14 protein-coding genes are annotated in these 15047 nt (G+C 33.6%); 4 read left to right on the top strand and 10 right to left on the bottom strand.

The features are described 5' to 3' along the window. Positions 1–2147, bottom strand: a 2147-nt coding sequence (locus Q0050_RS00550; RefSeq protein ID WP_367277135.1) for a beta strand repeat-containing protein, incomplete at its 3' end; no start/stop codon positions are given. Positions 2148–2394: 247 nt separating this feature from the next. On the opposite strand from Q0050_RS00550, the gene Q0050_RS00545 reads away from it, so the two are divergent. After that, positions 2395–2823, top strand: coding sequence for a hypothetical protein (locus tag Q0050_RS00545; protein WP_298391624.1), 429 nt, complete (start codon positions 2395–2397; stop codon positions 2821–2823). 66 nt (positions 2824–2889) lie between these two features. Here Q0050_RS00545 and Q0050_RS00540 read toward each other — a convergent pair whose 3' ends face one another. From Q0050_RS00540 to Q0050_RS00500, 9 genes are all read right to left on the bottom strand, one after another. Then, positions 2890–3951: a peptidylprolyl isomerase gene (locus Q0050_RS00540; protein ID WP_298391622.1), complete on the bottom strand. Its 1062-nt coding sequence runs from the start codon at positions 3949–3951 to the stop codon at positions 2890–2892. A gap of 32 nt (positions 3952–3983) precedes the next feature. Next, positions 3984–5102: a peptidylprolyl isomerase gene (locus tag Q0050_RS00535; protein WP_298391620.1), complete on the bottom strand. Its 1119-nt coding sequence runs from the start codon at positions 5100–5102 to the stop codon at positions 3984–3986. A 13-nt stretch (positions 5103–5115) separates the two neighbouring features. Next, positions 5116–5670, bottom strand: a complete 555-nt coding sequence (gene gldI / locus Q0050_RS00530; protein ID WP_298391618.1) for a gliding motility-associated peptidyl-prolyl isomerase GldI — start codon at positions 5668–5670, stop codon at positions 5116–5118. A 2-nt stretch (positions 5671–5672) separates the two neighbouring features. Continuing rightward, positions 5673–6677, bottom strand: a complete 1005-nt coding sequence (locus Q0050_RS00525; protein WP_298391617.1) for a bifunctional oligoribonuclease/PAP phosphatase NrnA — start codon at positions 6675–6677, stop codon at positions 5673–5675. Positions 6678–6772: 95 nt separating this feature from the next. Next, a complete protein-coding gene (locus Q0050_RS00520; RefSeq protein WP_298391615.1) occupies positions 6773–6940 on the bottom strand; it encodes a hypothetical protein in 168 nt (55 codons plus the stop codon). Continuing rightward, on the bottom strand, positions 6930–7436 hold the full coding sequence (locus Q0050_RS00515) for a DUF2237 family protein (RefSeq protein ID WP_367277133.1): 507 nt from the start codon (positions 7434–7436) through the stop codon (positions 6930–6932). Before Q0050_RS00515 ends, Q0050_RS00520 begins: the two co-directional genes overlap by 11 nt. A gap of 14 nt (positions 7437–7450) precedes the next feature. Next, complete coding sequence (crcB, locus tag Q0050_RS00510) at positions 7451–7822, bottom strand: fluoride efflux transporter CrcB (protein ID WP_298391613.1); 372 nt, start codon at positions 7820–7822, stop codon at positions 7451–7453. A gap of 6 nt (positions 7823–7828) precedes the next feature. Next, positions 7829–10054, bottom strand: a complete 2226-nt coding sequence (locus Q0050_RS00505) for a redoxin domain-containing protein (protein WP_298391611.1) — start codon at positions 10052–10054, stop codon at positions 7829–7831. A gap of 2 nt (positions 10055–10056) precedes the next feature. Further along, positions 10057–10971, bottom strand: a complete 915-nt coding sequence (locus Q0050_RS00500) for an ABC transporter ATP-binding protein (protein ID WP_298391609.1) — start codon at positions 10969–10971, stop codon at positions 10057–10059. A 92-nt stretch (positions 10972–11063) separates the two neighbouring features. Here Q0050_RS00500 and guaA point away from each other — a divergent pair, with 92 nt between their 5' ends. The 3 genes from guaA (at position 11064) to Q0050_RS00485 (ending at position 14983) form a co-directional block, all read left to right on the top strand. Then, complete coding sequence (guaA, locus tag Q0050_RS00495; RefSeq protein WP_298391607.1) at positions 11064–12593, top strand: glutamine-hydrolyzing GMP synthase; 1530 nt, start codon at positions 11064–11066, stop codon at positions 12591–12593. 87 nt (positions 12594–12680) lie between these two features. Continuing rightward, positions 12681–14579, top strand: a complete 1899-nt coding sequence (locus Q0050_RS00490) for a LysM peptidoglycan-binding domain-containing protein (protein WP_298391605.1) — start codon at positions 12681–12683, stop codon at positions 14577–14579. Then, the gene (locus tag Q0050_RS00485) at positions 14579–14983 is read left to right on the top strand and encodes an OsmC family protein (RefSeq protein WP_298391603.1); all 405 of its coding nucleotides are present in this window, start codon (positions 14579–14581) and stop codon (positions 14981–14983) included. Before Q0050_RS00490 ends, Q0050_RS00485 begins: the two co-directional genes overlap by 1 nt. Positions 14984–15047: the final 64 nt, after the last annotated feature.

Here is a 15047-nt window from a genome sequence, read left to right as displayed (position 1 = left end):
GGAGCAGATTCGATACCACCACCAGCTCTTCTTGAACTATTTTGCGTAATTGATGTACCATTTGCAGAGAAAGTTCCAGCAAAGTTGAATACACCACCACCAGAACCAGCACCAGTTACCGCTTGATTAGAAGCAATAGAACCACCAGTTACATTTACAGTTCCTGCAGCGATATAAATACCACCACCACCATCAGTTGGAGCAGCAGCACCAAGTGAAATGTTAGAAGTGATTGCAGAATTATTATTTATGGTGATTGTACCATTTGTATTTGTGATACCACCACCTTTTAAGTTAGCAGAGTTATTAGCAATAGTTGTATTGCTGATATTTACCGCAGCACCATCATTTAAGATACCACCACCAAGACCTAAAGTACCATTAGCATTGTTGTTAGAAACAGTTGCATCAGTTACATTTAAAGTACCTACTTGGTTGTAAAGACCACCACCGCCATTGTCAGCTAAATTACCAGAAGCAGTGTTTCCAGAAATAGTTGTTCCAGTTACAGACATTGTTCCAGAACCATTCCATAAACCACCACCTTCAGCACCAGCTACGTTATTGTTAACTGTTCCACCAACGATAGTTGCATTACCAGAACCAGAGATATGGAAACCACCACCATTACCTGGAGCCGCAATTGCTGGAGACACTCCTGTATTGTTATTTGTTAATGTAACGTTATTTAAGTTTGTTGTTGTACCAGCAACAGCTTCAATACCACCACCAGCTCTATTCGATCTATTTCCAGTAATAGAAGAATTAGTTATTGTAACAGTAGCTCCAACATCTGATAAAATTCCTCCACCAGATCCTGCAGTACCATTTGCTATGTTGTTACTAATTATGGTGTTATTTTGAATGATTAAAGTTCCAGCATTTAATTGATAAATACCACCACCACCATTGTCAGCGGCATTTCCTGATGCAGTATTTCCATTGATGGTAGTTCCGTTAATTGTCATTGTTCCAGAACCATTCCATAAACCACCACCTTCAGAACCAGCAAGGTTATTGTTAACTGTTCCACCAGTGATGTTGATAGTACCAGGGCCAGTCATGTGTAATCCACCACCATTTCCTGGTGCATTAAATACGGTGTTACCATTTAAAGAAACATTTGTCATATTAATAGTAGAAGAGCCAGCAGTGGCATTTCCTTCAATACCACCACCAGCTCTATTTGCTGTGTTCCCAGTAATAATTGTATTTGTTAAGTTTAACGTTGAACCTACATCATTTAAGATTCCTCCTCCAGAACCTGCGGTACCGTTTGCAACGTTATTAGAAATTGTAGAATCTGAAATAGTTAAAGTACCATTATTAAGATTATATAATCCGCCGCCACCATTATCACTAGCATTACCTGAAGCAGTATTTCCTGTGATTGTAGTTGTTGTAACAGTCATTATTCCAGTTCCGTTCCATAATCCACCACCTTCAGCAGCAGCTATATTATTGGTTACTGTACTACCGCTAATAATAGCATTACCATTTCCAGTAATGTGAAGACCACCACCATTTCCTGGCGCAGCAGTAGCTGGTGCAACTCCTGTATTGTTAGAAGTTAAAGTTACATTTGTTAATGTAGTCAATGTTCCTGCAGTAGATTCAATTGCTCCACCTGCACGATTTGAAATGTTTCCAAAGAATAAAGTATTCTCTGCTGTTAAATTGGCTCCTGCTCCAACAAAAATTCCACCACCACTTCCGTTTGTTGCATTGGCAACACTACTTGAAATTGTAGAATTTGTTAAAGTTAGGTTTGCACCAACTAATTGTATGGCTCCACCATTTGCAGCAGCACCATTAGTAAGTGTAAGTCCGTTGATGAAGAAACTGCCAGCAGTCACATCAAAAATTCGTCCATTGGCGTTACCATTTACAGTAGTATTCGCTGCTCCGTTTCCGTTTAGAGTTAGAGATTTGTCTACTGAAATTTGTCCTTGGGTCAGAAGGATCGTGGTAACACTAGGATCAATACTAATAGTTGCGCCCGGTGAAGCGGCTGCAATCTGACTTCTTAATGTTCCGGCGGAACCATCGTCAGCACTACTCGTAACGGTTTGTCCAAATGCAGTTACACTTCCGAAGAAGATAACCATCATGCAAACAAACGAATTCAAAGTAAATCTTTTTTTCATGATATAGTGTTTAAGTTAATAAGTTAGTATATACGAGTGGAAATTTTCCTTGGTTTTTTATTTTTTATTTTTTTTCAAAATTTATCTAAAATCCTATTAATTAGTAGGTTGTTGATTTCAAATAAACATTCCAAAATTATTTGTGGATTCTATTATTTCTTTGTTATCGCGGAGTATTTAAATTAAAATAATCGACTTATTTTTGTAAAAAAAAATAAATTTTACTTTTTAAATAGACGCTAATTTTATGAAGATAAATCCTAAGAACGGAATTGATCAATTACTATTTGGAATGAAAGAACAAGATGTTATTTCAATTTATGGTAATCCAGACAAAAAATTTGAAGATGATGATGCCAATCGAATCTTTTTATACAATCAATACAAAATGAGATTAACATTTTATGAAGATGAAGATTTTCGTTTGGGATATATTATTACTTCGAATGCCAACGCTGTTTTGTTAGATAAAAAAGTAATAGATACTAATACAGATGAATTAATCGCCTCATTACCATTTAATTCTTGGGAGAAAGAAGATTTTGATTCTACAGAAAATCATTTTAACGAAAGTAATTGGTTGACCTTACAATCAGAATATAATAAAGTTATAAGAGTAGAACTTGGTGCGATTATCAATGATAATGACGAGTTTGAATGGAAATTTAAAAAATAATTATACAAAAAAACACCCCAAAAAGTTTTGTACTATTTGGGGTGTTTTTACAAAAGTGTTGTTGTATTAGTTATTAATCTTTAATAATTCAACTTCAAAAATTAAATCGGTTTTTGGAGGAATAACACCACCAGCACCTCTTTCACCATAAGCTAACTTATAAGGAATAAAAAATTTGTATTTAGCACCTTCTTTCATCAATTGAACTCCTTCTGTCCAACCCGGAATTACTTGGTTTAATCCGAAGTCTATTGGTTGTCCACGTTGTACGCTGCTATCAAATACTTTTCCGTCTAAAAAAGTACCTGTGTAATGGACTTTTACATTACTAGTTGCTGTTGGGTTTGCTCCAGTTCCTTCTTTTAAAACTATATATTTAATTCCGCTTGCGGTAGTTTTTCCTTTTTCATCGAATTCTTTTAAGATTACAGCATTGGCAGCAGCTCTATCAGCTGCTTCTTTAGCTTCTTCAGCAGCTTTATTGATAAAATAATCATTGAAAACTTTTGGAGCATCAAATTTTGTAGCTTCTTGACCTTTTCTAACAATTGTTACTTTGGTAATCACATCATTTTGTTCTATATCATTAACAACGTCCATTCCTGTTACAATTGAACCAAATACGGTATGCTTACCATTAAGGTGAGGAGTTTCTTTGTGGGTAATAAAGAATTGTGAACCGTTTGTTTTTGGTCCAGAATTAGCCATAGAAAGTATGCCGCCTTTGTCGTGAACTAGGTCTGTAATTTCATCTTTGAAAGCATAACCTGGTCCGCCAGTACCATTTCCAAGTGGATCACCACCTTGAATCATAAAATCTTTTATTACTCTATGAAACTTTAATCCGTCATAGAATTTTTTTCCTTTATAATTTTCAGATACCTTCGGATTTGTTCCTTCTGCTAACGAGATAAAGTTCGCAACTGTAACAGGTGTTTTTTTGTATTCTAAACGCAATACAATTTTGCCTTTTGTTGTTTCAATTTCAGCAAAAATTCCATCATTTGGATTGGCAACTTTAGGAGCGGTTTGTGCCACTGCTTTTTTTACGGTCGCTTTCTTTTTGGTTTGGGCATTTGTTGTAATTGTTAATCCTAAAAAGAGTAACAACATGATTTTAAATTTCATTTTCATTGTAACAAGTTTAATGTTTAATTGCTTTATAATTTATCTAAAATTTCTACTTCAAAAATAATATTTGCATTTGGCGGAATTACATCTCCGGCACCATTTTCACCGTATCCTAAATTAGAAGGAATGAATAAAATTGCTTTATCACCAATATTCAATTTAGATAATCCTTCTTCAAATCCAGGAATAGCAGCACCTTTTGAACCACAAACAAATGGCAATGGGCTGTATTCATTTCGTGATGCTTTTTGCGGATCAAATTTACCAAAGGCAGTTGCTATTTCTGCCAAGCTTGTATCAAATAATGTTCCGTTTTCTAAATATCCAGCATATTGAACATAAATTTCTGTGCCATCAGCAGGTTTCTTACCAGTGCCTTTTTTCAAAATAGCATATTGTAATCCTGATGGTAACTTTGTAGCAGCCGCTTTTTGTTGTGCAAAAAAGGCAATTTTATCGGTGATCGCTTTTTTAAGAGCTTCGGCGTCAATTGCGGCTTGTTTTTTTTGCTTTTCGGATTCTACTTTAAAATAATCACTAAATACTTTTACTGCATCAAATTTTTTGGCAGCTTCACCTTTGCGGATAATTGTCACAGAATTGATGGCATCATTTTGCACAATTGTATTTACAACTTCCATTCCGTTTTCAACAACGTGACCAAAAATGGTATGTTTTCCGTCTAACCAAGGCGTTTCTTTAATGGTGATGAAAAATTGACTGCTGTTTGTAGTTGGTCCTGAATTAGCCATTGCTAATAATCCGCCTTTATTGAATTTTAAATCGGTAATTTCATCTTTAAATTTGTAACCAGCATCTCCAGAGCCGTTTCCTAATGGATCACCACCTTGAATCATAAAATCTTCTGCGTCTCCGTTAGCTTTTGAAATTACTCTATGAAATACCAATCCATCAAATAATTGTTTTCCTTTTAATTCACTTGAAACAAAGGTATTGGTTCCTTCTGCTAAAGTCACAAAATTAGCAACTGTAATAGGTGTTTTCTCGTATTCTAGTGCAATTAAAATAGTACCTTTTGAAGTTTCAATTTCTGCATATAATCCGTCTTTCAAATTAGTGTGTTCGTCTTTACATCCTACCAAAAGAGATGAAATTAGGGCAACTACTATTAAAATTTTATTTTTCATTCTGATTATTATTCTATTGTTTATTTTCGGGTTTAAAATCATTTAAAGTTACGGTGCATATTAATGGTTCGTTGGTTCCAATTCTGCGGTCATCGCCGTGATAGCCATAACCTAAATGCGATGGAAACAAGAACGTAACTTTTTCGTTTTTGTGCATTTGTTTGATTCCTAAACGCAAACCAGACATTATGTTTTGTTTGTCAACAATATAAGTTTGTGGTTTAAGTTCTAATTGCGAATATATAATGTTTCCTGCAATGTCTTTTATTTCATAATCAAAAAATGCAACATCTCCTTTTTTAGGACGTAAGGTATCGCGATCATTCTTCACTTCATAATGATACCAATAACCTTTTTGAGAGGTTAAATATTTGATTTGAGGATTGCTTTTAATGATGGAATCAATTTGTTTTTCTTCTCCTTTGATTAATTTCTTATTACGTTCTACCGATTCATTCATAAAAGCACCTGAATTCCTTGAAATAGGCATTCTTGCTTGCTGTTCTTTACATCCAATTAAGGTTGTAAGAAGTAACAAATAGACTAGTATTGTTTTAATATTTCTCATAGTTATAGTGCGATTTTAGAAATAATTTGTTCAAATTTTTTGATAGTATTTGCTAAAGAATCATTTGATTTTCCTCCAGCTGCATTGATGTGTCCACCACCATTAAAATGTTCTCTTGCAAATTGGTTTACATCAAAGTCACCTTGCGAACGAAACGAAATTTTAATAATATTTTCATCACGATGTTCGATAAATATAGCTGCAAAAACAATGCCTTTAATCGTTAAGCCATAATTTACAATACCTTCGGTGTCGCCTTTAACATAATTGAATTCGTCGAGTTCTTTTTGAGAAAGCGAAATATAAGAGGTTTTCTTGTCAAAAATCACTTTCATATTTTGCATAGCTCTACCAAGAAGTTGCAATCGATCATAGGAATTATTGTCAAATAATAATGTAGGAATTTCAGTATTTTCAACACCTAAATCTATGAATTCAGCAACAATTCGATGCGTTGTTCCCGTAGTTTTCGGAAATCTAAATCCGCCAGAATCAGTTAATATTCCAGTGTAAAGGCAAGTGGCAATCGTTTTGTCAATCAATGATTTTTTTCCTAAATAGGAAATGAAATTATAAACCATTTCACAAGTAGAACCAAAAGAGGTGTCCGAATAAGTTACAACAGCATACGAATCAGGAGATTGATGGTGGTCAATCATTACTTTTGGTGCCTCAAGTTTACTTAAAACGTGTTCCATTTCACCAGTGCGATGCAATGCATTAAAATCTAAAGTAAAAATCAGCTCTGCTTCCTTTAGAATTTCAGTGCAAGTTACTTTGTCATTTTCATAAATAAGAACTTCCTTTGACGATGGCAACCAAGCCAAAAAATCTGGAAAATCATTGGGCGCAATAACTACTGGTTTGTGATTTAATTTTAGTAAAAAATGATTTAAACCTAAAGTAGAACCCATAGCATCGCCATCGGGACTTCGGTGTGGAATAATTGCAATTTTTTTTGGTGTGCTTAATAACTCTTGAAGGAGTAAAATATCTTTTTCATTCATAGGTTGCGAAAATACTAAAAATTAACACAATCTAACTACAGATTAACACAGAATTTTAAGTTTTACTATCTAAATATAATCTCTTTTTTTAAAAATTAATGGCGGTTTCCTTTCCAAGTTCCGCCATATTTGTAGTGTTCTAATTTTTGCGATTTTTCGCAGCATATTCGGCAAACAAAAAGCCAAGTTTTTCCTTTTTGAATTTGAATTCTAAACAGCACTGATTCTTCTGCTTTGCACAATTCACAGGTTTTAGTTTTCAAATTTTTTACTATTTAATTCCTCAAGTGTTACATATTCTAAAGCTTTGCTATTAGTCGCTTCAAGCAAAACTGGTGGAGCAACTCCTGCATTGAGTGCTTCTTTCCAACGCAATGCACATAAACACCAAACGTCACCTGGTTTTAAACCTGGAAATCCACTAGACGGATAGGCTGAAATTAAATCATTTCCTTTAGAAAGAGAATATTTTAAAAACTCGTCAGTAACTACTGCTGCAATGACATGCACGCCACGATCATTGGCATCAGTTGAACAATAACCATTTCTGTAGAAACCTGTTAGAGGATCTAAACTTGCCAGCTGTAATTCGGTTCCAAGAACATTTAATTGATTCGGTTTCATCGTGCTTTTTTTTAAGTCTTTGCTATTTTTTATCAAACAATTTTCTTCTTTTTTGGTTTTGTTTTGAGCCAAACTTGTATTCACAATAAGTGTTATCGTTAAAGAAACAAAAGATATAATTTTAGAGGAATTCATTATTTAAATTGTATTTATTTAGTGAGTGTTAGACCAAACCAAACAGCCATCAAACCTAGTAATATACTTAATCCAATGTAACCAAAAGCTACTATGGAATTATTGTTTTGTAAAAGCGAAAAATTTTCATAACCAAAAGTTGAAAAAGTGGTATAACCGCCGCAAAATCCTGTGATCAAAAACCATTTCAAATTACTATTAGCTACATTGTTTTTTTCTAAAATTCCAATTAGTAATCCAATTAAAAAACATCCTAAAACATTAGTAATAAAAGTAGCTAACGGAAAATGATTTGACCAGTATTTATTGACAAAAACGGCTGTTAAGTATCGTAAAACGCTTCCTATTGCGCCACCAAGAGCTATGTAAAGAATGGTTTTCAACATTTTAGATTAATATTCATCAGGCAAATTTAGCGTTTTTCTCAGTATAATTTCAAAGGCATCGTCTGAAGGTTGTGGCATTTTTGAATTTACAAATTTTCCGTTTGGGTCAATTAAGATAAACCTCGGAATAGAAGCAACATTATATTCATTACAAAACAATTCTTTATCGTTTATGTGCCAATTAGCTATGGATTTAGTTTTAGTTTTGGTTTCGATATACCATTTTTTCACATCGTCATCGATACTCAAGCTCACAAACTGAACCTTTTCTTTTTTGTATTTCAAAGCCATTTTTTCAAAGTACGGTGCTTGTTCTCTACACGGTCTGCACCAAGTTGCCCAAACATCGATTACTGTATATTTTCCTTTTAAATCAGATAATTTTACAGCTGTTCCATCAATATTTTTTGCAAGTAATTCAGGTGCTATTTTTCCTCTTCCGATGCTTTCTATTTCTTTGTAAACATTCTTTATTTTGCTTTGGTAATTTTTATTTTCAAATTTTGACGGATTAGCTACTATTAGATTGTTTCGTTCTTCGCTACTAGTCGCGTCTTCAAGACTTTTGCGCACTTGCCAAAACAATAATTTATCTTTAAAGCTACTCGGTTTTAATTTTGATATTTCAGTAATAGCTTTAGTATTGTCATCAACTTCTTGGTTGTTTTTTTGAATTAATTGACTTTTTACAAAATTAAAATAGCTTTCATTACTCAATAAACTTTCATCTTGAAGAGATAATTTAGTTTGCATTTCTTTAATACCAGGACTTGCTGTTGTCTTCTCGTCAGGATAAAGTGCAGCTCGTTTTTTAACTAAGTCGTTCCAAAAATTCAAGTATCTTGTGGTAACCAATTTTTCACTTCGTTCCCTAAAATCTTCTTTGGCGATATAATTGTCAATAGTTCTAAATTTACTTGGTTTGGCTAATTCTTCTTTCCATTCGGTGTAAATTCCTCTAATGATTTTGTCTGGTTCATCAAGATTTTGATTTTCTTTTATTGAATATTCAACCATACTCCAATCGAATATCGAATTCGGATTTGTTTGATTTTCGGCTAATCTTGTACCTTTAAAAGTAAGCTCGATGTTACGACCATATAATTTTGCACTTAAGTTAATACTGTCTTTGGTACCAAAGAATAATTGATTAGTATACTGACCATCAAAATTAAATTCATAATAGTCAGTGATGACATTCTCTTTTATTTCATAATGAAATTGGTTGTTTTTTATTGGAATAATCGCAATGGTATCATTAACAATAGCATCTCGTATGTAAATATTTTGAAACTTTTGCTTACTTTCAATGGTTCCACAAATAATGGTTCGGTTGTGATTTTTCATTTGATTTGGAACTAATAGCCAAAATAATAATCCGCCACCAAGAAGTAGTACCGCTAAAACACTGATTATTCTTTTGGAATTTCCGAAAAATGCTAATTTAAATTCTTTGTGTTTGTACCATTCAAAACCAATGTACAAGACAATTATACTTCCGATAAGACTAATGTATTCTGTAAAAAGAAATAAATATCCAAGCTGACTGCCAGTAGTAGTTGAAGTTACTTTTGATAAAATGTCATAAGGATACCAAACCGGTGCAAGTTGCAAAGGCGTTAAAAATAAAGTCAATAATAATCCGAAAAAACCGATAAGTATCGACCAAATAAAACTAGAAATTACAACCGATACAAAATATTGAATAGCAGTTATCAATAAAGAGGCTACAAACAATCGAAGTAGCAGAGAAAAGAAAAGTGTAACAGGAAGTTCTTGTGTTGCAATTTTCGGAACCGTTATAATGTGACTTAACAACCAAGAACAAACAATGGAAAAGATCAAAAAAGAAAGTATCGAAATTAAATTGGCTATCAATATGGTCGTAAATTTCGAAAAATAGATGGAGAATTTATACGACGGTTGTGTTTCCATCAATTGCCAACCGCCATTTTTATGGTCAATTTGAGTAATTCGACTCACCATAATGATGATAAATAAGGGAAAGAAAAAAAACGTAAACGGATTCAGACTAGACTCAATGAATTTACTATAAATATTGAAAGGAATTTCGGTTTTGGTTTCGTCGGTATTGTTTATTATCTGTACGATAAAAAATAATATTGGTGAAATAATTCCCATAACAAGGCTTGTCCAATAAAATCCGGTGCCTCTTTTCTTGATATGCTCTGCTTTAAGCGCAGTTATAAAGTTGGTTATTTTAGTTTTCATGGCTAGTTTTTTTCATCAGTTATTGTTAAGAACCATTCTTCCAATCCGTCAAGGATTTTAACTTCATACAGCAAAGCGTTTTGCTCCGTCAGATTTTTGATAAAACCTGGAATTTGAGTTTTGCTGCCAATTTCTAACGTAAATTGATGATTGGAAATCAGTTGTATTGTTGGATACTCGCTTTTTAATTTTTCATACCATTGTTCGGCGTCATCAATAGTAACTTGTATTTTGCTAAAACTTGATTTTTCAGAAAGAGCTGCCATTGTGCCTTCAAATTGTAAAGTGCCTTTATTGATAATCCCAACGTGCGTGCACATTTTTTCAATTTCACTAAGCAAATGACTTGAAACAAATATCGTAACGCCTCGTTCTTTGTTGAGTTTTACAAGTAGTTTTCTAATTTCAATTATTCCGTTCGGATCTAAACCATTAACTGGTTCATCAAGCAATAACAATTCGGGTTCGCTCAACAAAGCCATCGCAATAGCCAATCGTTGTTTCATTCCTAAAGAGTATTGCTTAGCTTTTCGGTCGCCATCTTTTGCTAAGTCAACCAATTCAAGAGTTTCCTTGATTTTATCTTCCGATATTCCTCTAAGTTTTGCAATATAGCGAAGGTTGTCTAAACCACTTAAATGCAGATATAATGCAGGTGATTCTACTAACGAACCAATTTTATTAAAAACCAAAGGCAATTGTTCTATCAACGCTTGGTTAAACAGTTTTATGGCATTTCCTTGTTCAGGAATTATTCCGGTTAGCAGTCGCATTGTAGTTGATTTTCCGGCGCCATTCGGACCCAAAAAGCCATAAATAGAACCTTTTGGAACTTTAATTGAAATGTTATTTAATACTTTTCTGCCTTTGGAATACTCAAAGTTTAAGTTTTCTGTTTCAATGATATACTCAGCCATATAAATTTGTTTGTAGCTAAAGTAAGTAAAATAATACAATAATAAATTTATATTCTACTTTTTATTTTCTCTTAAAAATAGTACTTTTGCACATGCAACACAACGTACTTATTTTAGATTTCGGCTCGCAATACACACAACTTATTGCACGCCGCGTTCGCGAATTAAATATATTCTGCGAAATTTTTCCTTACAACAATTATCCAACTGATTTATCGTCTTACAAAGCGGTTATCCTTGGCGGAAGCCCATACTCGGTGCGCGCTGAAGATGCTTTGAAGATAGATTTATCGCACATTCGTGGCAAATTACCTTTGCTTGCCGTGTGTTACGGTGCGCAATATTTGGCCCATTTTTCTGGTGGTGAAGTTGCAGCTTCGAACATTAGAGAATACGGAAGAGCAAATTTGACTTACATTAAACAAGACGAAGTTTTCTTTGAAAATGTAAACCTCAATTCACAGGTTTGGATGAGCCACAGTGACACCATTAAACATTTACCAACCAACGGTGTTAAACTAGCAAGTACCAACGACGTAGAAAATGCGGCTTATAGAATTGAAGGCGAAACAACTTACGCCATTCAGTTTCACCCAGAGGTATATCATTCGACTGACGGAAAACAAATGCTTGAGAATTTCTTGGTAAAAATTGCCGAAGTTCCTCAAAATTTTACTCCGAATGCTTTTGTTGACGATTGCGTTAAAGATTTGCAAGAAAAAGTTGGAAATGATAAAGTAGTTTTAGGACTTTCTGGCGGTGTAGATTCTACAGTTGCAGCGGTTTTATTACACAAAGCGATTGGAGCAAATCTATATTGTATCTTCGTGAATAACGGATTGTTACGCAAAAATGAATTCGAAAGCGTTCTAGAACAATATAAAGGAATGGGATTGAATGTTAAAGGTGTTGATGCTTCGGCACGTTTTTTGGATGAATTGGCTGGAGTTGATGATCCTGAAACTAAACGTAAAATAATAGGACGCGTCTTTATTGAAGTTTTTGACGATGAGTCGAAAATTATTGAAGACGTAACTTGGTTGGCACAAGGAACCATTTATCCGGATGTTATCGAATCGGTTTCGGTTAAAGGTCCGAGTGCGACTATAAAATCGCATCATAATGTTGGCGGTTTGCCTGATTTTATGAAGTTGAAAATCGTTGAACCACTTCGAATGTTGTTTAAAGACGAAGTGCGAAGAGTAGGCGCAACTTTAGGAATTGATCCGGAGTTATTAGGAAGACATCCTTTTCCTGGTCCAGGATTATCAATTAGAATATTAGGCGATATTACACCAGAAAAAGTGCGTATCTTGCAAGAAGTTGATGCCGTTTTTATCAACGGATTAAAAGAACACGGATTATACGATAAAGTTTGGCAAGCAGGAGCAATTTTGCTTCCAGTAAATAGTGTAGGAGTAATGGGCGATGAACGAACTTACGAAAAAGTAGTGGCACTTCGCGCAGTAGAATCTACCGACGGAATGACCGCTGATTGGGTGCATTTACCCTATGAGTTTTTGATGAAAATCTCAAATGAAATCATCAATAAAGTGAAAGGTGTGAATAGAGTTGTATATGATATTAGCTCAAAACCACCAGCAACTATTGAGTGGGAATAATCATTTGGTAGTGATCAATTTGCAGTTTGGGATTTGGAATTTTTTAATTGGAATTTAATTTCTTAATGGTTTAATATTTTAAAAGATATGTTTAAAAGAGTAATTTGTATAATTGTATTGATGTTTGCGACTTCTATTTTCGGACAGAATTATACTAAGCACAAAGTGGCTAAAGGCGAGACGATTACTCAAATTGCTCAAAAGTACAAAGTGACACCTTATGATATTTATAAGTTAAATCCAGATTCTCAAAACGGGATTCAGCCTGATGCTATTTTACTAATTCCTAAAAGTATTGAAAAAGTAACTTCAAAGGAGGTGCCATTTAAGGAAAAAACATATGTAGTAAAAGCAAAGGAAACTCTTTATAGTATTGCAAAAGAGAATAATGTAGAAATTTCAGATTTAGAAGAAGCAAATCCATTTTTGAAAACAGATGGATTGCAACCTGGCCAAGTTTTGAAAATATTGAAGTATGAAGAACCACCAAAAGTACAAGCAGGAACAAAGATGTTCTCAACTTATGAAGTGCTCGCAGGCGACACTAAATATAGTATTTCAAAAAAATATGGAATTTCGGTTGAAGAATTAGAAAAACAAAATCCAGAGATTAAAGACAATCTTCCTGTTGGTTTCAAATTAAAAATAAACAGCAGTCAGAAAACTGTTGCACCAACTGAAGTAGTAAAACCAAAAGCTGAAGTTTCTCAAAAAAACACGCTTGAATATACAGTAAAATCAGGCGAAACAATGTACAGTTTAACTAGGCTTTTAGGATTATCCGAAGCTTCATTAATTAGTTTAAACCCTGATTTGAAAGAAGGAGTAAAAGAAGGAATGATTTTAAAAGTGCCTTCTACTTTATCATTTACCAAAGAAAATAAAAACAGTTTGAAAGATTTATCCAAATCTATTTCTAGTCAAAAAAGAAAAGAATTGGTGTTGTTCTTGCCTTTCAACGCTTCAAAAATTCAAAACGATACAGTTACTTCAATTTCAGAACGATTAAAGAAAGATAAATTTCTTAACATGACTTTAGATTTTTATGCTGGAGCTTTGATGGCCATAGATTCTGCTAAAGTTCTCGGGATGAATCTTGATATAAAAATTTATGATTCGCAAGAAACTAAAAATTCAACAAGTGCACTTTCAGTAATTTCAAATAATGATTTTTCCTCGACCGATGCTGTAATTGGTCCGTTTTATCAAGTAAATGTCGAAAAAGTAGCCGATGCTTTAGAAAACAAAAACATTCCGGTCATTTCACCTTTGTCTAGAGATGAAGGTAAATCATATAAAAATTTGTATCAATCTATGCCACACGCTGATGCGGTTAAAGGTGCAATGTTTAGTTATATGCAATCCAAAAACGGAAATATAATTGCAGTAATTGATCCTAAAAAGACTTCGATAAAAGAGTACATACAAGATTTTCAAAAAGAAGTTAAAATAGTTGGCGTTACCGAAAAAGGTGGATTTGTTGCTGACAGTATCAAAAAACATTTTGTAAAAGACCGAATAAATTATGTAGTTATGGCTTCTGAAAAAACCGGAACTATTTTTACAACAACATCAGCAATGTCAAGTGCAATGAAAGAATATCAAGTACAATTGGTAATTTTAGAACCTAACGAAACACTTGATTTCGAGGAAATTGCTCTTTCAAGATTGACCAAATTAAAAATGGCTTATCCTTCAGCAACGAAAGATAACGATTCTGATGAAGCATTAAGGTTTGAAAGAGCTTTTAAAAAGAAAAATAAAATACTTCCAAATCAATATGCTGTTCGTGGATTTGATTTAACATTCGATACAATGTTGCGATTAGTTCAAGACAAACCTTTTGAAGAATCTATCAATAACGATGCTACTGAACAAGTAGAAAGCAAGTTTGATTATGCCAAGAAAATTTCAGGTGGTTTTGCCAATAACGGAATTTACATTTTGTATTACGACGAAGATTTAACAATAAAACAAGCGCAATAATGGCCACATCTAAAGTTACTTATTTAGGAGATTTACGAACATCTTCCATTCATTTACAATCGGGTTCAGAGATTATTTCAGATGCGCCAATTGATAATAACGGAAAAGGAGAAGCGTTTTCACCAACCGATACTGTTGCCAATGCATTAGCCAGTTGTATGTTGACCGTTATGGGAATAAAAGCACGCGATTTAGAAGTAGATTTTTCAGATTCAACTGCTGAGGTAACCAAAGTTATGGGCACTGAACCAAGAAGAATTACTGAAATTCACGTTACTTTCAATATGAATTTGGTTGCCGACGATAAAACCAAAACCATACTTGAAAAAACCGCAATGACTTGCCCAGTTTTTAATAGTTTGCATCCTGATATTAAAAAAGAAATTGTTTTCAATTGGAAATGATATTAGAATTAAGAAAATAGAACATAGAATATAGATGTTCTAAAAAGTCTATATTCTATTATCT

It is taken from the genome of Flavobacterium sp. (genome assembly GCF_027483985.1).
GTDB lineage: Bacteria > Bacteroidota > Bacteroidia > Flavobacteriales > Flavobacteriaceae > Flavobacterium.
This window is presented reverse-complemented; position numbering and strand designations above follow the sequence as displayed.